Genomic DNA, 18,317 nt, shown 5'->3' with positions numbered 1-18,317 from the left:
GGCTCCATTTCGGAACGTCGGCCGGTGGGCCCCTCCCAGGCACCGGCCGACGTCCCTACGTTGAGACCATGAAGATGCTGAGCTACGAGCGTCGCTGCGCCGAGATCATCCACCAGACTTCGCTGCTGACTTCGTCCCTGGACGGCGCCGACCTGGGCATTCAGGTGCCCTCGACCCCGGACTGGACGCTCAACCAACTGCTCCGCCACGTCGGCCACGCGCACCGCTGGGCCGACGTGATGCTCCGCGAGAGGTTGCCGGAGATCGACTACTCCCGCAACGGCGCCCAGCTCCTGTCCTCGTATGTGGGTGAGTCCGCGTCCGTGCTGGTCCCCTGGCTGACGGAGGGCGCCGCCTCCCTGTCCGAGGTGCTCAGCGAGGTCGACCCGAACGAGATGATCGCGCCGCTGGCCGGTCACCCCGGTCCCCGCGTGTGGTCACGCCGGATGACGCACGAGACGGTGCTGCACCGCTGGGACGTCGCGAACGCACTGGGCGCGCCGTTCGAACTGGACCTGGAGGTCGCCCACGACACGCTGTCGGAGTGGACCGCGCTGGCCCTGCCATACGCGTTCCTGCGCTGGCCCGCCGAGACCGCGCCGCTGCTCGGCCCCGGCCACACCGTGCACCTGCACGCGACCGATGCCGAGGCCGAGTTCGTGATCGATCTCACGGGCCCGTCGCCCGTGGTGCGGGAGGGGCACGAGAAGGCCGCGGTGGCGTTGCGCGGGCCGTTGGTCGAGCTGGTGCTGACCGTGTACCGGCGTCGTTCGGTGGAGGGGCTGGAGGTGTTCGGGGACGCGGCGCTGCTCGACCTGGTGCTGGACCGCGTACGTTTTTGACCATGGGGTCGCTGAGCTACCAGGAACGTCTGGCCGTCATCGTTTCCGAGACGTCGCTGCTGGTCACCGGACTGGAAGGCGCCGACCTCTCGGTTCCGGTGCCGGCCACCCCGAACTGGACGCTCAACCAGTTGCTGCGCCACGTCGGCTATGCGCACCGCTGGGTCGCGCAGATGGTCGGGCAGCGGTTCCCGGAGATCGACAGGTCGTTCAGCAAAGCGCACTCGGTCTCCGAGTACGCCGGCGAGACGGTCGCGGAACTGGGCCCGTGGCTGATCGAGGGCGCATCACTGATCTCGGACACGATGCTGCCCGTCGACCGGCGGGAGATGATCGCGGTCCTGCGGCCGGGCCGACCGGGGCCGGACTTCTGGTCGAGGCGGATGGCGCACGAGACGGTGATCCACCGCTGGGACGCCTTTGACGCGCTCGGTCTGCCGTTCGAGGTGGACGAGCGGGTCGCCTACGACACCTTGTTCGAGTGGATGACCACCATCTCGGAGATCATCTTCGACCTGCGGCCGGCCGCGGCCGAACTGCTCGGTTCCGGCGCCCTGTACTTCGAGGCGACGGACACCCTGCAGACCTGGACGGTCGATCTCCGCGGGTCCGCGCCTCGGGTGACGGACGAGGAGGAGAAGTGGTCGGTGGCGGTGCGCGGACCGGTGATGGACATCGTGCTGGCGCTGTACCAACGGCGTGGGCCGGAAGGTCTTGAGGTGACCGGGGACGCCGGGTTGCTGGCGAAGTTCCTGGACGCGATGAGGTTCTGAAGACGCAAGAAGGGCCCCGGATCGCTCCGGGGCCCTTCAACAGCGGTGGCGGTGGGATTTGAACCCACGGAGGCTTTCACCTCACACGCTTTCGAGGCGTGCTCCTTCGGCCGCTCGGACACGCCACCGATAAGAACAATACACAGCCCGCGCGACTGGCTTAACGCTGGGTCCGGAAGAAGCGTTCGAGCAGGTCAGCGCACTCCTCCTCCAGCACACCGCCCTGCACCTCCGGCCGGTGGTTGAGCCGGCGGTCGCGCACGACGTCCCACAACGACGCCACAGCCCCGGTTTTGGGCTCCCAGGCGCCGAAGACGAGACGCGAAACACGGGCAAGCACCAAGGCGCCGGCGCACATCGTGCAGGGTTCCAACGTCACCGCGATCGTGCAGCCGTCGAGCCGCCAGCCGTCGCCGTACTTCGACGCGGCTTCCCGCAGCGCCAGGATCTCGGCGTGTGCGGTCGGGTCGCCCAGGGCTTCGCGGGCGTTGCAGGCCTCGGCGAGCACGGAGCCGTCCGGTGCGAAGACGACGGCGCCGATCGGGACGTCCGTGCCGGCGTTCGCGGCCGCGCGAAGGGCCGCTCTGACCATGTCCTCTGCGGAGATCACGCTTGGATCGTGTCGAGCAGCTTCGTGAACTCGTCGATGAAGCCGATGCGCTGGGCGATCATCTGGAGCTGCTCGTCCGGGTAGAGGTCGACCTCGTCGACGATGATCTGGAGTTCGTGCGAGGGCATGCCGAGGTCGGTCAGGACGCCGAGGTCGCCTTCCGGCCAGAGTTCGTTGTCCTCTTCGTCCGGTGGTTCGACGCGGAGGAGGTCGAGGACGTCGGCCGCGATGTCGTAGTCGAGCGCGGCGGCCGCGTCGGACAGCAGCAGGGCGACGCCACCCGGCACGGGACGCAGGATGATGAAGAACTCGTCGTCGACGGCGAGGAGACCGAACACAGCTCCTGTCGACCTCAGTTGGCGCAGCTCCGTGATAGCCGCGTCCAGCTCCGACAGCGCGGAGCTGTCCATCCTGCTGCACCGCCAGCGGCCGTCCTCTCGGACGACCGCGACCGCGAAGCCGTTGACCGGCTCCTGCTGTGTCATGTGCACACCGTAGGGCCCAGACGACCTTCCCGGTAGCCGAGGTGGTGGCACCATCGGTAGATGAGCACAACTACGCCGGACCCCCGTCTCGCCGGATTGCTCGAAGGGGCTCGTTCGCTCCAGCCCCGCACGGTGGCGCTGCGCCGTCAGATCCACCGGCACCCTGAACAGGGACTTCACCTCCCCAAGACGCAGGCCGCCATCCTGCACGCGCTGGAGGGGTTGCCTGTCAAGGTCACGAAGGGCGAGTCGTCGACCTCGGTCGTGGCGGTGCTCGAGGGCGACCAGCCGGGCCCGACGGTGCTGCTGCGCGGCGACATGGACGGCCTGCCTCTCCAGGAGGAGACGGGCCTGCCGTTCGCGTCCGAAGTGGACGGCAACATGCACGCCTGCGGTCACGACACGCACGTGGCGATGCTGGCCGCCTCCGCCCGGCTGCTGGCGGACCGGCGTGACTCGCTCAAGGGCCGCGTGCTGTTCATGTTCCAGCCGGGCGAGGAGGGCCACCACGGCGCCCGGCACATGATCGACGAGGGCCTGCTCGACGACGGCGTGGAGAAGGCGTTCGCACTGCACATCACGTCCACGATGAAGTCGGGCGTGGTGACGTGCCGCCCAGGCCCGATGATGGCCTCCGCGGACTCGTTCCACGTGCACGTGAAGGGTCGCGGCGGTCACGGCGCGATGCCGCACAACGCACTGGACCCGGTGCCCGCCGCGGCCGCGATGGTCGGGGCCATCCAGACGATGCTCGGGCGGCGGGTGAGCGTCCACCAGCCCGCGGTGGTGACCGTCGCGCAGATCCACGCGGGCACCACGACGAACATCATCCCCGAGGTCGCGACCCTCGACGGGACGATCAGGACCCTGTCGGAGGAGACGCGCGCGCTCGTGCACAAGGAGCTCAAGCAGGCCATCAAGCACACGGCCGCTGCTTACGGGTGCCATGCCGAGGTCAGCATCGTGCCGGGATATCCGGTGACGGTGAACGACGACGTCGTCGGGCAGCACGTGGTGGACCTGGCGGCCACGGCGATGGGTGCCTCGTGGAGCGAGCCGATGCAGGATCCGCTGATGGGCGCGGAGGACTTCTCCTACGTGTTGCAGCGGGTTCCCGGCGCGCTGGCTTTCCTCGGGGCCTGCCCGCGGGGCGTCGACCTGGAGGAGGCCGCGCCGAACCACTCGAACCGGGTGCTGTTCGACGAGGCCGCCATGGAGCACGGGGTGGCGATGTACGCGGCGTTCGCGCTGGACGCCCTCCGCTAGTTACAGGTACGCGTCGCACGGAATGATGGGCGCCGTGCGAGACGTGTGCGTGATCGGACTGGGACTGATCGGCGGCTCCGTGCTGCGAGCCGCCAAGGCTGCCGGGCGCACGGTGTGGGGTGCGACGGCGAGCAAAGAGGACGCGGACAACGCGCGCGCTGAGGGCTTCGACATCGTGAGTGTGGACGAGGCCCTCAGCCGGAACCCCGAGGCGCTCGTCGTGCTCGCCGTGCCGATGCCCGCGCTGCCCGACCTGCTGCGCAAGATCCCCACCGGCACCCGGCTCACGGACGTGACCAGCGTCAAGGGGCCCGTGCACGACGCCGTGCACCGGCACGCGCCGGACGTGCGCTTCGTCGGCGGGCACCCGATGGCCGGCACCAGCAAGAGCGGGTGGGGTGCCGGCAGCAGGACGCTCTTCGAGAACGCCGCCTGGGTCGTCACGCCCGAGGAGGCCGACGACCACCTCAACGACGTCATCCAGCTCGCGCTCGACCTCGGCGCGCACGTGGTGCCGACGACGCCGGAGGAGCACGACGAGGCGGTGGCGCGGATCAGTCACCTGCCGCACATCATGGCGGCGATCCTGGCCGCGGTCGGGGCCGATGGCGGGCCGCTCGCCATGGCGCTCGCGGCGGGCAGTTTCGGGGACGGCACGCGGGTCGCGGGCAGCAGGCCGGAGCTCGTCAGGGCGATGTGCGAGGGGAACCGGGACGCGCTGCTGATGGCCGTCGACGACGCGCTCGGCAGGCTCGGCGCGGCGAGAGGTTCGCTGGCGTCCACCGGGGGTCTCGCGAAGACCATCGAGGCCGGACACGAAGGCCGGAACGTGCTGGTCAACCAGCCACAGCGGACGAAGATCACGATCGATCTGACCAAGCCGGGAGCACTGGCGGCGTTGCGGAACCTTGGGTCTCGTGGCGGACGTGTGGTTGGGCTGAACGGCAGCACCGCGCAAGCGGAAACGTCGTAGGGTCGCCGAGTGGATCGACGGACGCTCGCCGGCGGACTCGGTGGACTCGCGCTCGTCGTGGCCGCGGTTGTGGCGCTCCGGGCCGGTGACGCGCCGGACACACTCAAGAAGGAAACGGCTGACGGTGTCGAGGTCGTCGCGCTCCAGGAGCCGATGAAACCGTCCAACGCCAGGGCTCAGGCGCTGGACGTGGACGCGCTGCAGATCGCGTGGAACGGGTCGGCGCCCGCCTACGAGGTGCGCTGGAACGGCAACGAGCAGCTCGTGCCCGGTCCCGAGGTCGAGCTGCCGAACCTGAGTCCCGACACGCAGACCGAGGTCGAGATCCGGGCGGTCAGCGCGACCGGCAAGCGCAGTGAGCCGCTCAAGATCGCCGCGACTCCCAAGGACGTCTACAACGGCAAGTGGGAGGACCAGCTCGTCGGCCAGGCGGACAGGTTCGACGGCCCGGAGGCACTCGATCCGCGGAAGTGGCGGGTCGAGGCGGAACCGGAGTGCCTGGGGCTCCGGCCGTTCGGGCAGAGCAAGCGCATCGACGTCGACTGCCCGATGGCCGCCTTCCAGAGCAACACCCCGATCCGGTTCGGAGTGCCTGCGAGTGACGGCGCGACCGGCCGGGCGATCATCAGCGTCGCGGGCGCGGTCGAGTCGAGTCACGTGCGGCTGACCTTGCTGCCCGATCCGTGGCAGTACCTGAAGGAGACCGACGCGCAGCCGAAGGGCGCGGTCAGCCTCGACATCACGACGCAGGGCACGCGGATCGTCGCCGACCCCGACCTTCCCCGCACCGGCAAGCAGATCGACCTGGGAGACGCACCGATGACCGGGCTGACCGCCGGTGTGCGGCACCGCTGGGAGATGCGGGTGCTGCCGGAGGCCGTGGTCGCGCTGCGGGACGGCGTCGTGGTCGCCTACGAACCGGTCGCGATCAGGGAACCGCTGGTGCACCCGCGAATCCGCATCGACGGCGGCGGCTTCCTGGACGCGTTCGGCGTCGGGGGCGTGCCGGAACGCGTCGTGCCCACCGAGGTCATCCCGCTGGACAAGGACGTCGAACTCCCGCAGGACGCCGTGGCGGCGAAGCTCGTCAAACCGGACGCGGGCCAGGTCACGGTCACCGAACTGCCGGTCAGCGCAGGCAAAGTCGCTGCCCAGGAAGCCCAGCTCGTCGTCATCCGCAAGCCCGAGAGCCGCCCCGGCACGCTCCCCCGGCTCGCGGACCGGCCCGGCGGCATCAAGACCGGCGCGCCACGGTTGCACGTCATGCACGAGGACGGCACCAAGCCCCCGCAACCGTTGCCCGGCAAGGGACGCGTCCTGATCACGGCCGAGGTCAACGCCATCGGGCACCGCGGGATCGAGCTCGAACTCGACGGCAAGCGGATCGTCTCGCTGCCCACCAACGAGCAGGGGCCCGGCGTTCCCGGCAGGCACGAGTTCTGGCTCGACACCAGGACGCTGACCCCCGCTGCGCACGCTCGGCTCAAGCTCAGCGTCCTTCCGGCGGACGGTGGCGAACCCGTTATCGCGGAAACCGTGTTCGAGCTGGGGTGAACGCCTTAGCGTGACGCTATGAAGCGGGTCGCCTTCGTCGTCGTGGGCCTCGCGCTGGTGGCGGGCGTGATCGTGCTGCGCGACACCGGCGGGAGCGACTCGGGCCTGCCCGTCGCTCCCCCGGCGCCGACGAAGCTCAAGCCGTACGTGGCGGAGCAGGTTCTGGTGCCGGGCCCCCAGGGCCGCCCGGCCACACCCGCGGGCGTCGTCGCGCGCGCGGGTCACCACAAGATCCAGCTCAACTGGACCGGCGACGCGCCCGCGTACGAGGTGCGGTGGGGCGACAAGGTCAAGCTCGTCACGCGCCCCGGCACCCAGCTCAACGGCCTCGAGAACGAACGCGAGCAGCAGATCGACATCCGCGCCGTCGACGCGTTCGGTCAGCGTTCGCAGCCCGCCAGGACCAAGGCGACCCCGCGCGCCGACAACGCCCCGTACACGTTCGTCGACCGCTTCGACTCCCCCGACGAACCCGACCTCCAGCTGTGGAGGCTCTCCAAGCGCACCGACTGCGCCCGCGCCACCAGCGGCGACGAGGACGACCACGACCGGCTCGTGATCAGCAGCAGTTGCGGCACCCGCGCGGTGACGCTGAGGTCGCGCACGCCGTTCGTCCGCGGCGACGACGAGAGCCGGCTCGTGATCGAGACCGACGCCCCCGGCACCGGCGGCAAGCTGCTGCTCGACCTCGTGCCGGGCCCGGTCAGCGTGCAGGGCGAACCGGTGCCGCCGAACACCATCCGCGCCACGGTCTCCACCGACAACTCCGGCAACTCGATCGTCGAGCTCGTCCCGAACGGCACGTCGGTCAAGCCCGTCCCGGCCGCGCTGCCCGGCGTGACCGTGCGCTGGGAACTCGTGCTGACCCCGGCCGGTGTCCAGGTCGTGCGCGACGGAGACGTCGTCGCCACCTCGCCGTTCGTGCCGCAGTGGCGCGAGGCGACGGCACTGGTCGGCGTCGCGGCGCTCGCCGGCGACCGGATCCGCGCCGGAGTCGACCTGATCGGCTACCGCACCGCCAAGGCCGACGCCCCGCTCGCGGGCCCGACGCCGCAGGTCCGCGTGGACGGCCCGGCGAGCGCGAGCGCCACCCCCATCGCGGACGTCACCGCAGGTCAGTTGCGCATCGCCCTGATCCCGTCGCGCGAAAGCGAGCCGGTCACCGCCGTGAAGGTCAACGGCATCCAGATACCGCTCAGGCCGGCGATCGAGGGCACGCCCTGGAAGCCCGGCGCGGAGTACCCGGCCGTCGCCGACCTGCCGAGAGAGGCCTTCACCGACAACCTGAACGTGCAGCTCGTCACCCAGGAACGCATCCAGGTCACCCACACCGACGTCGAACTGACCGGCCCGAAGAAGGAACCGCGCCGCCAACCCGGCACACCTCTGGTGGACGCGAAGCCGACGCTCGCCGACCCGATCCCCGAGGTCCTGGACGCGAGCGGCCAGCCAGTCGAGAACGGCGCCGCCTTCAACCGCGGCCGGGTCGTGTTGGAGGTCCGCGTCAACGCACTCGACGTGGCCGTGGCGGGACTCGCCGGGTTCGAGATCAGGCTCGACGGCAACCACGTCGCCACCGTGCCGACGACCGCAGACGGACCCGCCGCCGCAGGCCGGTGGCGGATTTCACTCAACACGGGAGCGATGACCGCGGGAGCGCACGCCATCGAGGTGAAGGCGTTCAGCACCGATTCAGAGGTGAGCCCCGAGACGGGTTACGTTCCCTTTTTGCTCAAGCCGTGAATGCTCCAAGATGGGGTGCATGGCACGCGCACTGATCATCGACGCCGCCCGCACGCCGTTCGGCAAGTACCGGGGAGGTCTCTCCGGCATCCGGGTGGACGACCTCGCGGCGCTGCCCATCGTCGACCTGCTGCGCCGCTACCCGTCGCTCGACCTGGCACGCATCGACGACGTGCTGCTGGGTGACGCGAACGGCGCCGGCGAGGACAACCGCAACGTCGCCCGCATGGCCGCGTTGCTGGCGGGGCTGCCGGTCTCCGTGCCGGGTGTGACGCTGAACCGGCTGTGCGCCTCGGGTGGCGAGTCGATCATCCAGGGCGCGCGGGCGTTGATCACCGGTGACGCCGACCTGATCGTCGCCGGTGGCGTCGAGGGGATGTCGCGGGCGCCGTTCGTGACGGCCCGCCCGGACAAGGCCTTCCCGGACCGGTTGGAGACCGTGTCGACGGCGCTCGGCTGGCGGCTGGTGAACCCGCGGATGCCCAAGCACTACACCGTGCCGCTGGGCCTGGCCGCCGAGAACGTGGCTCACGAACTCGGGATCACCCGCGAGCAGATGGACAAGTTCGCGCTGCGCTCACACCGTCGCGCCGCCGCGGCGTGGGATGCCGGTGTGCACGAGGGTTTCGCGTTCCCCGTGCAGTTGCCGGACGGCACGGCGATCCGGCGTGACGAGAACGTCCGCGCCGACACCAGCCTCGAGAAGCTCGCGAAGCTGAAGCCCGCGTTCTCCGAGCAGGGCTCGGTGACGGCGGGCAACGCGTCACCGCTCAACGACGGCGCGTTGGCCGCTTTGCTCGGCACGGAAGCGATCGCGTCCGAACTGGGCGTCGAGCCGCTGGGTGAGGTGCTCGGGTCGGCGACCACCGGCGAGGAGCCGCACCGGTTCACCATCGCGCCCGTGTCGGCGATCCGGAAACTGTTGAAGCGCCTGCACATCGAGGCCGAGCAGGTCGACCTCTGGGAGATCAACGAGGCCTTCGCCGCGATGGCTTTGTCGGTGGTGCACCACCTTCCCGAGATCGACAAGGAGAAGGTCAACGTCCACGGCGGCGCGATCGCCTACGGCCACCCGCTCGGCGCCTCGATGCCGCGCGTGATCGTCGACGTGTGCCGCCACCTGCGGCAGCGTGGCGGCGGCATCGGCATCGCGGCGGCGTGCGTCGGCGTCGGTCAGGGTGTGGCCTTGGCGGTGCGCGTCTAGTCCTTGGGGTGCAGGATGTCGCGGGCCTGCTCGGCCGCGCGGACGATGCTCTCGCTGACGAAGTCCAGGAACCGCGCGATGTTCTCCAGCCGGGTGGAGGCCGGGGTGCCGGAGCCGAGCACGCCGGAACCCTGCCGCGCGGCCTCGGCGAGCTTCGTCGTGCCGGCGGCGCTCGCGATCATCGACTGGTACCAGATGTCGCCCTCGTCGACGACGTACCGCTCGCGACGGCGTTCGTCGCGCTCGCGCGCGATCAGGCCCTGACCTTCCAGGAAGGACATGGCCTTCGAGACCGACGCCGGACTGACCTGAAGGTGCCCCACCAGTTCTGACGCGGTCAGGCTGCCGGAGTCGGTCGCGTAGAGGCTCGCGAGCACCCGCGCCGGCATCTTCGACAGGCCCTGGCCCATGAAGATGCCGGCGAACATCTCCTCGAACTCCCGCACCGCCTCCAGGTCACGACCGTCCGCGCGCTCCGCCACCGGTCGGCGAGGTGCGGCCTGCTTGCGCCGCTGCGCACGGCGTTCGGTGGCGAGGTGGGCGATGTCGGCCTTGTACCCCGCCGGACCACCGTTGCGCATCACCTCGCGCGTGATCGTCGAGGTGGGCCGGTCGAGGTTTCGCGCGATCTCCGCGTAGGCGAGGCCGTCGGACAGGCCGATGGCGATCTGACGGCGTTCCTGCTGGGTGAGTCGACCTCCTGGCATGCCAGGACCATAGCTTTCACCTTCATCTCATTGCAACAGTCGTTGCATTAGATCTACATCCCGTTGCAACGATCTTGTGGCTTTGAGCTGCTGTTATGCGCTTCCATCGCAACGAACTTGTTGTCCAGATCTGGAAACGCAACGTAGCTTTTCGCTCATCAGAAACAACGAGCCACAGGAGCCCGAGATGCAGACCTTCACCACCCCCGCCCCCATCGCCGCCATCCTCGACATCCCCGCCGGGCGCGTTCAGTTCATCGCCGCCGACCGCGCCGACACCGCCGTCGAGGTCCTCCCGGCCGACGCCGCGCAGAGCCGCGACGTGAAGGCCGCCGAGAAGATCAAGGTCGACTACGCCGACGGCGTCCTGCGCATCACGACCGAGGCGGGCAACAAGATCCTCGGCTCGTCCGGAGCCGTCGAGGTCACCGTCCAGCTGCCCGCCGGTTCGCGGGTCGAGGCCAAGGCGGCGAGCGCCGAGTTCCGCGGCGTCGGCCGGCTCGGTGACATCGCCTTCGAGGCCGCGCAGAGCGACATCAAGATCGACGAGGCCGCGCACGTCCGCCTCGTGACGCAGGCCGGTGACGTCACGGTCGGCCGCCTCAACGGTTCCGCCGAGATCACCACCCAGAAGGGCGACATCAACGTCAGCGTCGCCGCCGGCCTCTCGGCCGCACTCGACGCCGGCACCTCGTACGGCCGAGTCAACAACGCGCTGCGCAACGCCGACGCGCCGGACCTCACCATCCGCGCCACCACGTCGTACGGCGACATCACCGCCCGCAGCCTCTAAACCACTTACGCACTGGGGAGAGACCATGAGCACCACCGCCCACTACCAAGCCGCAGAACAACTCCTCCGCCGCCCGGCCGCCCCCGGCGAACTGGTCGTCGCCGACAAGGTCCGTCCACAGTGGATCGAGGACGGCCACCGCTTCTGGTACCAGCTCCGCGACGGCGCCGACCGCCAGTTCGTCGTCGTCGACCCGGCGGAGGGCACCCGCACCCCGGGCTTCGACCCGATGCCGTTCGTCGCCGCACCCGGCAACCCGCTGGAGGTCTCCTCCCCCGACGGCAAGGTCGCGGTCTCACGGCGCGGCCACGACCTGTGGGCGCGCTCGGGTGAGCGCGAGTGGGCGCTGACCTCGGACGGTGTTCCGGGCCACGGCTACGGATACGGCCCGGACGCCATGAGCTACGGCACGCTGATGCGCAAGTTCGGCCTCCCCCACATGCCGCCGGCTCTGGCCTGGGCGCCCGACTCGTCCAAGGTGCTCGCCCACCGCACCGACCAGCGTTCGGTCCGGAAGACCCACCTGATCGAATCGCGCCCGGCCGACGGCGGCGCCCCCGTGGCCCACACCCAGCACTACGCCTACCCCGGCGACGCGGACATGCCCCTCGCGGAACTGGTCGTGTTCGACATCGCCGAAGGCAAGGCGGTGCACGCCCAGTGCGAACCGCTGCTCATGCCGGAGTTCTCCCCGATCATGGCCGGCTGGGCGTGGTGGTCCGACGACAGCACGGCCGTCTACTTCCTCTCCCGCCCCCGCGACCAGCACACCCTGACCCTGAACCGGATGGACGCCTCGTCGGGCGAGGTCACGGTCGTGGTCAGCGAGACGGGCTCCAACCGAGTGGGCCCCAACCAGCTGATCTACGGCGCGCCCATCGTCCGCGTGCTGGCCGACGAGGTGCTGTGGTTCTCGCAGCGCGACGGCTGGGGCCACCTCTACCGCTACGACCTGCACACCGGCTCGTTGCTCAACCAGGTCACCACGGGCCAATGGCTGGTCCGCGAGATCCTGCACGTCTCCGACGGCGTCGTGCACTTCACCGCGTCGGGCCTGGTTTCCGAAGACCCGTACCGCCGCACGGTGTGCCGCGTCGCCTTGGACGGCACCGGTTTCGCCGTCGTCACCGACGACTCGCTGGACCACGTCGTCACGGTGTCGCCCAACGGTTCGTACTTCGTCGACTCGGCGTCCACTGTGGACACACCGCCGGTGACGGTGGTGCGTTCGTGGAGCGGCGAGGTGCTGGTCTCGTTGGAGCAGGCCGACATCAGCCGCCTGCTCGCCACGGGCTGGACGCCCCCGGAACGCTTCCGCGTCAAGGCGGCCGACGGCACCACGGACATCTACGGCGTGCTCTACAAGCCGCGCGACTTCGACCCGTCCGCCAGCTACGCCGTGGTGGACAACGTCTACCCCGGCCCGCAGGTCAACCGCGTCGAACCGTGCTTCGACCCCGGCGGCATGGGCCTGGACGCGGAACCGTTGGCAGCACTCGGTTTCGTCGTGATCGCCCTGGACGGCCGCGGCACACCGGGCCGCTCGAAGGCCTTCCACGACGTCTCGTACGGCAACCTCGCCGCCGCGGGCAGCCTGGAGGACCACGTCGCGGCCCTGCACCAACTGGCCGAGTCGCGGCCGTGGATGGACCTGGAACGAGTCGGCGTGATGGGCCACTCGGGCGGCGGATTCGCGGCGGGACGGGCGGTGCTCGCCCACCCGGAGACCTACCGCGCTGGTGTCGCGCTGTCCGGCTCGCACGACGCCCGGTACATCGGACTGGGCTGGGCCGAGACCGTCGACGGCCCGGACAACCCTTCGGCGTGGCTTCGCGCCTCGAACGTCGAGATCGCGGACCGGTTGGAAGGCAAGCTGCTGCTGATCCACGGCGAACTGGACGACACCGTGCATCCGGACCACTCACTGCGGATGGCAGACGCGTTGATCGCCGCGGGCAAGGAGTTCGAGCTGGTGATCGTGCCTGGAGCCGAGCACCTGTTCATCGACCGGATGGCCTACGTGCGCACGAAGGCCTGGGACTTCCTCGTGCGGTCGCTGATGGGGGTCGAGCCGCCCGCCTACCGTCCGGCGCCGATCGTCATCGACCCCGAGGTGCTGGGCGAGATGGTCTGACGACCTCGGCCACGACCGCCGACCGCCCTGTCACCGACACAGGTGAGGGGGCGGTCGACGAAGCGGTTCTAGATCCGCTTCGAAATCAGCGGGTACTCGAGCACCAGGCCGTTCGGGTCGACCTTGACGTTCTGCTCGAACCCGCCGCTCTTGAACCGCACGACCGAGACGTCGTCCGCGACGGACACCGTCTTGTAGGTCTGGGTCACGGCCTTCACGGACAGGTCGGGCAGCGACACCCGCACGACGGGCAGCGCGTGCTCACCCGGCTCGCGGTGCAGGTTGAGGCGGCGGATCGGGATGGCGTTGAACAGCACGGCGAACTGGACGTCGACGTCCAGCGCGTCGTTGAACGTCTCGCGCTTGCTGCCCTGGCCGTGGTCGACCAGCCAGGCACCGTCCTCGGTGCGCGACAAGGAGCACTGGCGCTCCTCGAGCACGGTCGCGGTGCGGAGCAAGAGCCTGTTCACCTGGCCGCTCTCGCCCACGGACACCTCGAAGGAGGCGTTGAACTGCTCGTCGGGGCCGGCGGCGACCAGGCGGCCCGACGCGCGGAGGCGTTGGTCGCTCGAGAGGAGCAGGCGCACCTGCTCCAGCCGCGGCTCGTGGATGCCCTGCCAGGTGATCATCTCGGGCCTGCGGGCAGAAGGAGAGCGGGTCTCTCCGGTGGAGGTGACCCGCCCCGCGTCAGTGGCGTTGAAGGAGTTCACTCATCCACCTGGAAGGATGTCCTTGATCTTCTCGGCAACCGAGTCGACCTGGTCTGCGTGACCGAACTTGCCTGCGACGAAGTCCGCCGCGGCATCGACGCCCTGGTCGACCTTCTCGTGGTTCTGCTCGGCCAGGTCCAGGGCCTTGTTCTTGATCTCGTCGAAGTTCATGTGATGCTCCTTCGTCCCTGACGCAGGGTACCCGAGTGGGGCCCGCGTGTTGATAGCCAGCGATCACGCTAACTCCGCCTGGACAAGTTGGCTCGGCGACAACGAAGATGTCGCTACCGCCGCCTGGTCGGCCGCCGTCGCGGTCAGAACCAGGAGGAAGTTGCATGACACGGCTCCTGCGTGGAGTTATGTCCGCAGTACTGCTGTTGCCGCTCGTCGCGGTCCCCTCGGCCAACGCCACGGCCGATGTTCAGGGGAAAGCGAAGTTCACGGTGACGACCACGGCCACGAACGTCGCGGCCCGCAGTGACCGGCGTCCGGTCGCCGGTGGGGTCTACGACAAGAAGGCCGGCAAGACGTTCATCTCGTGGGCGGGTCAGTACGAGGACAGCTACGTCCAGGCGTACGACCACCGCAAGGCCACCTGGTCCACGCCCAACCGGGTCGCGGACGGTGACTCGGACTCGCACAACTACCCGACCATGGTCCAGGCCGGGGACGGACACCTGCTGGTCTTCCGCGGGATGCACAACATCGAGCTGCGCATGTCCCGTTCGCCGCAGCCCAACTCGGCCGACGGCGTCTGGGAAGAGACGCTGATCTCGAAGAACGCGGCCACGTACCCGATGCCGTTCGTCACGCGCGACGGCACGATCTACGTCTTCTACCGCGAGACGACCCGCGACCTCGACAAGGTCACCCCCACGGACACCCGGCCGATGCTCTACGTGGTGTCCAAGGACAACGGCAAGACGTGGAAGACCTCCACGGAACTGACCGGGGACAGGTTCGCGATCGGTTCGACCTCCCGCGCGGACAACATGAACGAGATCTACATCGGCCAGCTGCGGCTGGAGGACAACGGCCGCGTGCGGATCGTGTACACGCTCGCGGGTGGTGGCACGGAAGGACATCTGCACGACCGGTACCACCGCAACATCTACTACACGTGGTTCGACCCGAAGAACCGGCACTTCTACTCGGCGTCCGGCAAGGACCTGGGCACCCAGATCGACGACGCCGACCAGGAGACGCACCTCAAGGTCGCGGAGACCCCGCTGACCCTGCCGAACGCCGTGAAGTCCCCCGACTACATCCAGCAGGTGGGCACGACGCTGGGCAAGCCGTTCCTGTTGTGGTTCATGGGCGACGAGGACAAGGGTCCGCTGCGCAACTACCTGTCCACTTGGAACGGTCGGAGCTGGGAGACCAAGGAGGTCGCACGGGGACTGCGCACCCGTGAGATCGAGGAGGTCGACCTGTTCACCTGGCGGGTCTACGCGACCGAGGACGGCAAGCCGAACGTGAACACCTACCTGGTGCGGTTCGGTCGTTTCTGGTCACCGGAGTCCGTCATCCCGACGGCCAAGCCGGTGCAGCGCGTCGAGATCGTGGAGAACTTCCGCGACCCGGCCCGCGCGATCTTCTCCGGGGCGTCTTCCGCCCGGGACGTCGCGATCGCCGACGGGGACATCTACGTGGCGGGCGTCAGCCGCCGGTAGTCCCCTTCGGAAATGGCAAACGCCCCCTGCTCCGGCGCGGAACCAGGGGGCGTTCGTCTGGGGGCTGGCTGCCTAGATCAGGCGCCGGCCTTCTTGCGACGGACCACGAACAGCGCACCGACACCGGCGCCGACGAGGACCAGACCGCCGATCAGCGGCCACATGATCGACGCACCGGTCGACGCGAGGTCGTCCTCGCCGCCACCCGGAGCCGGGTTGGCCGGGGTGGAGGACGTGGTCGGCGTCGTGGTCTCGGGGGTCGAGGTCGGCGGCGTCACCGAGGAGGACGGCGTGCTCGAGGTGGGCGGCACGACGGCGGCCTTCCAGTCGGCCTTGGCCTCCTTCTCGACCTTGGCCTTGGACGGCTGCGCGACGACGAGCGACTGGGACTTCTTGGTCTCGCCGTTGTCGGCCTTGTCCTTCGCGATGAACAGGCGGCCGACCTGCAGCGTGGCCTCGGCGGAGAGCTTGAACGACGCCTGGCCGTCCTTCGCACCGGCCGGGACGTTCACGAAGAACTCGGAGACCTTGTCGCCCGTGCCCTGGACGGCGAGCTTGTCGTCCTTCTTCTGCACGGCGAGCGGGTTGCCGGCGGCGTCGGTGATGGTGACGCCCTCGGGCAGGTTCGCGGTCAGCTTGACCTCGGAGGCCGTGGTCGTGACCTTGAACGGGCCGATCTTCTCGCCGGCCTTGCCGGACTGCGAGACGGGCTCGATCTCCAGCGTCGGCTTCGGCTGGTCCTTGATCTCGTTCTTCTCGGCCTGCTCGACGAGCTTCGCGTAGAGGTCCTTGACGTCCTGCTTGTTGCGGCCGTCGTTGGTGTCCAGCTCAGCGCCGTCGGTGAAGTGCCAGATCGCGGTCTGCGTGGCCGCGATCGTCTCCTCCTTGGAGAACTGGCTGCCCCACTTGGTCTTGACCTCGTCCATCGAGATGCCGGGGAACGAGTTGGTCAGGACCCAGAGGACCTTGCCCGCGTTCGCCGGGAACTTCGACTTCGGGTTGGGGTGCGTGCCCCACGGCGTCTCGCGGAGGTTGTCGCCGTCCTTGAGCGGGGTCGGCAGCTCGACGCAGTACGCGTAGACCTTGGACTCGTCCTGGTCCTTGATGCGGAGCTTGATGACCGAGGTGTCGAGGTAGTTCTCGCCGTGGTCGGGAAGGTTGCCCACGCCCCGCTTCAGCGCGACGTGCTCGCCCTTGGGCTGGTCGCCACGATCCGGGGTGATGACGACCTCAGCGGACGCCGGAAGGGTGGTCATTGCCAGGAGGGCGGTGGCGCCGAACAGCGCTGCGCCGATCCTCAACCGGGAAGCCATGGGTCTCCTTGCTCGCTGAAATTAGCCCGAACGCGGCGGGAAGTCAGTCATCCGTCGGGACGGTCGGCACGTCGTCATCGACACTGAACCGACAGGAAGCGAGCGGGACGTTAGCCGATGGGGTGACACACGTATGGGTGAGGTATGGCGAGCACCCAACACCGGGCGTGAGCAGCGCAAACACACTCACGGTGTCCACAGTGGATAGGCCTGCGATGCATTCATTCCGTCAGGTGACGTTAAATTCGTTGCCGAACAGTTATCAATAGCGGCGTCCCGCTACGGATGATCACCCAGGTCGGTTCAGAGACCTACGCCACCATTTCGGTAACTTCTGCCGGACGAATGTCGCCGGGACGCAGCGAAGTGCCGCGCAGGCACATCTCCTTGGGTTCCGGTCGGCGGCCGGTGAGAATCCAGCGGGTCAGTCCGGCCAGCTGGTAGGCGATCAGCGGCGGAACAGCGTCTCCGACGTGCCGATACGCGTTCCCGAGAATCGAGACGTCGAAGCGGAACTGGCGCGGAAACCCTTGCAGCAGGGCCATCTCGCGGACCGTGCAGAGGCGGTGCTGGACGGGGTGGGCATATCGCCCGTTGCCGACATGTCCGCATTCCCGCTTGATGGTGCGAGCCGGTTCGTCCCACCACAACCGGCCGTAGACATCGGGGTGCGAACCCCAGTTCTGCTGTTCGACGATCTTGCGTTGTGCAGGATTCAACAACTCCGCGGTCTCGGGTGAGCGGAGCAGATCAGCCCACGATCCGCCGTTCGCAGGAATTGCACGCATTCTTTCGAGACTGCGGTCCTGGGAAAAGGTCGGCGACACGTGAATGGGGTCTTCCAGGTCCGCCACACCCGCCGCGACGACCGGCAGCTTGCTGATCGCGCGCCGGACCGTGATGGCGGACGGGCGGATGACGCGGCCCGCCCACAGGTCGTCCAGCGTCAGCAACGGCAGGCCGCCGTCCACGGCGACCATCAGCGTCCGCTCGCGCAGCTGCGGCAGGCCGAACCTCGACAGCATGTGCGTGCCGCCCCAGACCGAGTACCCGAGCCGGGTGAGCTCCTGCGCGAGGCTGTCGAAGTGGTGCCGCTGCTTGCCTTTGACGAGCTCGCGGGCGTTCTCCATCAACACGACCTTCGGGCGCAGCTCCTCCGCGTAGACCGCGATGCGGCCGACGAGGGAGTTGCGCGGGTCGTCGCGCAGGTGGTTCTGGGAGGTGATGCGGCTGAAGCCTGAACACGGCGGGCACGCGAGCAGCACGTCGAGTTCGCCGCGCTTGAGGCCCCAGACCTCGCGCAACGCCGCCGGAGAGACTCTCGCGAGGTCGACCTCCAACGGGTCGACACCGATGTTCGCGCGGTAGGTGTCGTTGCAGCGCAACGAACCCAACTTCGAACTCGGCTTGCCGATCTGCGCGTCGGCGGCGCCCACGACCCGGAAGTCGCGGTGGGCGTGGAAGCCGAAGCTCATGCCGCCCGCACCCGAGAAGATGTCGGCCACCGAGAAGGACACGGCGAGATCGTACGGGCGAG

General features: G+C 69.0%; 17 protein-coding genes and 1 tRNA gene. 10 read left to right on the top strand and 8 right to left on the bottom strand.

Annotated elements, in window-relative coordinates; all coding sequences use genetic code 11:
* Nucleotides 1–68: 68 nt before the first annotated feature.
* Together ACH413_RS17610 and ACH413_RS17605 are read left to right on the top strand one after the other, a co-directional pair.
* On the top strand, nt 69–842 hold the full coding sequence (locus tag ACH413_RS17610; protein ID WP_360047905.1) for a maleylpyruvate isomerase family mycothiol-dependent enzyme: 774 nt from the start codon (nt 69–71) through the stop codon (nt 840–842).
* A gap of 2 nt (nt 843–844) precedes the next feature.
* Nucleotides 845–1,615, top strand: coding sequence for a maleylpyruvate isomerase family mycothiol-dependent enzyme (locus tag ACH413_RS17605; protein WP_360047906.1), 771 nt, complete (start codon nt 845–847; stop codon nt 1,613–1,615).
* A gap of 43 nt (nt 1,616–1,658) precedes the next feature.
* On the opposite strand, the gene ACH413_RS17600 is transcribed toward ACH413_RS17605, so the two are convergent.
* The 3 genes from ACH413_RS17600 to ACH413_RS17590 all read right to left on the bottom strand — a co-directional run bounded on the left by ACH413_RS17600 (nt 1,659) and on the right by ACH413_RS17590 (nt 2,710).
* Nucleotides 1,659–1,743: transfer RNA gene (locus tag ACH413_RS17600), tRNA-Ser, on the bottom strand.
* Nucleotides 1,744–1,775: 32 nt separating this feature from the next.
* Nucleotides 1,776–2,207, bottom strand: a complete 432-nt coding sequence (locus tag ACH413_RS17595) for a nucleoside deaminase (protein WP_360048017.1) — start codon at nt 2,205–2,207, stop codon at nt 1,776–1,778.
* Nucleotides 2,208–2,221: 14 nt separating this feature from the next.
* Nucleotides 2,222–2,710 (bottom strand): tRNA adenosine deaminase-associated protein, encoded by a 489-nt coding sequence (locus ACH413_RS17590; RefSeq protein ID WP_360047908.1) that lies wholly within the window; start codon nt 2,708–2,710, stop codon nt 2,222–2,224.
* A 60-nt stretch (nt 2,711–2,770) separates the two neighbouring features.
* Here ACH413_RS17590 and ACH413_RS17585 point away from each other — a divergent pair, with 60 nt between their 5' ends.
* Genes ACH413_RS17585 through ACH413_RS17565 form a run of 5 tightly spaced genes read left to right on the top strand, consistent with a single transcriptional unit; the run spans nt 2,771 to nt 9,450 of the window.
* Complete coding sequence (locus ACH413_RS17585) at nt 2,771–3,976, top strand: M20 family metallopeptidase (RefSeq protein ID WP_360047910.1); 1,206 nt, start codon at nt 2,771–2,773, stop codon at nt 3,974–3,976.
* A 25-nt stretch (nt 3,977–4,001) separates the two neighbouring features.
* The gene (locus ACH413_RS17580) at nt 4,002–4,949 is read left to right on the top strand and encodes a prephenate dehydrogenase (RefSeq protein WP_360047911.1); all 948 of its coding nucleotides are present in this window, start codon (nt 4,002–4,004) and stop codon (nt 4,947–4,949) included.
* Nucleotides 4,950–4,958: 9 nt separating this feature from the next.
* Entirely contained in the window at nt 4,959–6,503 is a 1,545-nt protein-coding gene (locus ACH413_RS17575; protein WP_360047913.1) for a hypothetical protein, read from the top strand.
* An 18-nt stretch (nt 6,504–6,521) separates the two neighbouring features.
* Nucleotides 6,522–8,246, top strand: coding sequence for a hypothetical protein (locus tag ACH413_RS17570; RefSeq protein WP_360047914.1), 1,725 nt, complete (start codon nt 6,522–6,524; stop codon nt 8,244–8,246).
* Nucleotides 8,247–8,265: 19 nt separating this feature from the next.
* On the top strand, nt 8,266–9,450 hold the full coding sequence (locus ACH413_RS17565) for a thiolase family protein (protein ID WP_360047916.1): 1,185 nt from the start codon (nt 8,266–8,268) through the stop codon (nt 9,448–9,450).
* On the opposite strand, the gene ACH413_RS17560 is transcribed toward ACH413_RS17565, so the two are convergent.
* Nucleotides 9,447–10,157 (bottom strand): helix-turn-helix domain-containing protein, encoded by a 711-nt coding sequence (locus ACH413_RS17560; protein ID WP_360047918.1) that lies wholly within the window; start codon nt 10,155–10,157, stop codon nt 9,447–9,449. The genes ACH413_RS17565 and ACH413_RS17560 overlap by 4 nt on opposite strands.
* Nucleotides 10,158–10,344: 187 nt before the next feature.
* On the opposite strand from ACH413_RS17560, the gene ACH413_RS17555 reads away from it, so the two are divergent.
* The gene (locus ACH413_RS17555) at nt 10,345–10,950 is read left to right on the top strand and encodes a DUF4097 family beta strand repeat-containing protein (protein WP_360047920.1); all 606 of its coding nucleotides are present in this window, start codon (nt 10,345–10,347) and stop codon (nt 10,948–10,950) included.
* A gap of 25 nt (nt 10,951–10,975) precedes the next feature.
* Complete coding sequence (locus ACH413_RS17550) at nt 10,976–13,084, top strand: prolyl oligopeptidase family serine peptidase (RefSeq protein ID WP_360047921.1); 2,109 nt, start codon at nt 10,976–10,978, stop codon at nt 13,082–13,084.
* 68 nt (nt 13,085–13,152) lie between these two features.
* Here ACH413_RS17550 and ACH413_RS17545 read toward each other — a convergent pair whose 3' ends face one another.
* Together ACH413_RS17545 and ACH413_RS17540 are read right to left on the bottom strand one after the other, a co-directional pair.
* A complete protein-coding gene (locus ACH413_RS17545; RefSeq protein WP_360047923.1) occupies nt 13,153–13,794 on the bottom strand; it encodes a putative glycolipid-binding domain-containing protein in 642 nt (213 codons plus the stop codon).
* Entirely contained in the window at nt 13,795–13,965 is a 171-nt protein-coding gene (locus ACH413_RS17540; RefSeq protein WP_360047924.1) for an antitoxin, read from the bottom strand.
* A gap of 188 nt (nt 13,966–14,153) precedes the next feature.
* On the opposite strand from ACH413_RS17540, the gene ACH413_RS17535 reads away from it, so the two are divergent.
* Entirely contained in the window at nt 14,154–15,467 is a 1,314-nt protein-coding gene (locus ACH413_RS17535) for a BNR-4 repeat-containing protein (RefSeq protein WP_360047926.1), read from the top strand.
* A 77-nt stretch (nt 15,468–15,544) separates the two neighbouring features.
* On the opposite strand, the gene ACH413_RS17530 is transcribed toward ACH413_RS17535, so the two are convergent.
* Both ACH413_RS17530 and ACH413_RS17525 read right to left on the bottom strand, forming a co-directional pair.
* A complete protein-coding gene (locus ACH413_RS17530) occupies nt 15,545–16,780 on the bottom strand; it encodes a thioester domain-containing protein (protein WP_360047928.1) in 1,236 nt (411 codons plus the stop codon).
* Between the two features lie 311 nt (nt 16,781–17,091).
* On the bottom strand, nt 17,092–18,297 hold the full coding sequence (locus ACH413_RS17525) for a DNA cytosine methyltransferase (protein ID WP_360047929.1): 1,206 nt from the start codon (nt 18,295–18,297) through the stop codon (nt 17,092–17,094).
* Nucleotides 18,298–18,317: the final 20 nt, after the last annotated feature.

Source organism: Lentzea sp. NPDC020367, assembly GCF_044387305.1.
In the GTDB taxonomy this organism is placed as follows: domain Bacteria; phylum Actinomycetota; class Actinomycetes; order Mycobacteriales; family Pseudonocardiaceae; genus Lentzea.
The sequence above is the reverse complement of the archived record's forward strand: the minus strand, read 5'-3'. Positions and strand labels throughout refer to the sequence as shown.

What these genes read in the sequence shown, in the direction of transcription:
- ACH413_RS17610 (WP_360047905.1), top strand. Translation starts at nt 69, where the DNA reads ATGAAGATGCTGAGCTACGAGCGTCGCTGCGCCGAGATCATCCACCAG.
- ACH413_RS17605 (WP_360047906.1), top strand. Translation starts at nt 845, where the DNA reads ATGGGGTCGCTGAGCTACCAGGAACGTCTGGCCGTCATCGTTTCCGAG.
- ACH413_RS17595 (WP_360048017.1), bottom strand. Translation starts at nt 2,207, where the DNA reads ATGGTCAGAGCGGCCCTTCGCGCGGCCGCGAACGCCGGCACGGACGTC.
- ACH413_RS17590 (WP_360047908.1), bottom strand. Translation starts at nt 2,710, where the DNA reads ATGACACAGCAGGAGCCGGTCAACGGCTTCGCGGTCGCGGTCGTCCGA.
- ACH413_RS17585 (WP_360047910.1), top strand. Translation starts at nt 2,771, where the DNA reads ATGAGCACAACTACGCCGGACCCCCGTCTCGCCGGATTGCTCGAAGGG.
- ACH413_RS17580 (WP_360047911.1), top strand. Translation starts at nt 4,002, where the DNA reads ATGGGCGCCGTGCGAGACGTGTGCGTGATCGGACTGGGACTGATCGGC.
- ACH413_RS17570 (WP_360047914.1), top strand. Translation starts at nt 6,522, where the DNA reads ATGAAGCGGGTCGCCTTCGTCGTCGTGGGCCTCGCGCTGGTGGCGGGC.
- ACH413_RS17565 (WP_360047916.1), top strand. Translation starts at nt 8,266, where the DNA reads ATGGCACGCGCACTGATCATCGACGCCGCCCGCACGCCGTTCGGCAAG.
- ACH413_RS17560 (WP_360047918.1), bottom strand. Translation starts at nt 10,157, where the DNA reads ATGCCAGGAGGTCGACTCACCCAGCAGGAACGCCGTCAGATCGCCATC.
- ACH413_RS17555 (WP_360047920.1), top strand. Translation starts at nt 10,345, where the DNA reads ATGCAGACCTTCACCACCCCCGCCCCCATCGCCGCCATCCTCGACATC.
- ACH413_RS17550 (WP_360047921.1), top strand. Translation starts at nt 10,976, where the DNA reads ATGAGCACCACCGCCCACTACCAAGCCGCAGAACAACTCCTCCGCCGC.
- ACH413_RS17540 (WP_360047924.1), bottom strand. Translation starts at nt 13,965, where the DNA reads ATGAACTTCGACGAGATCAAGAACAAGGCCCTGGACCTGGCCGAGCAG.
- ACH413_RS17535 (WP_360047926.1), top strand. Translation starts at nt 14,154, where the DNA reads ATGTCCGCAGTACTGCTGTTGCCGCTCGTCGCGGTCCCCTCGGCCAAC.
- ACH413_RS17530 (WP_360047928.1), bottom strand. Translation starts at nt 16,780, where the DNA reads ATGGCTTCCCGGTTGAGGATCGGCGCAGCGCTGTTCGGCGCCACCGCC.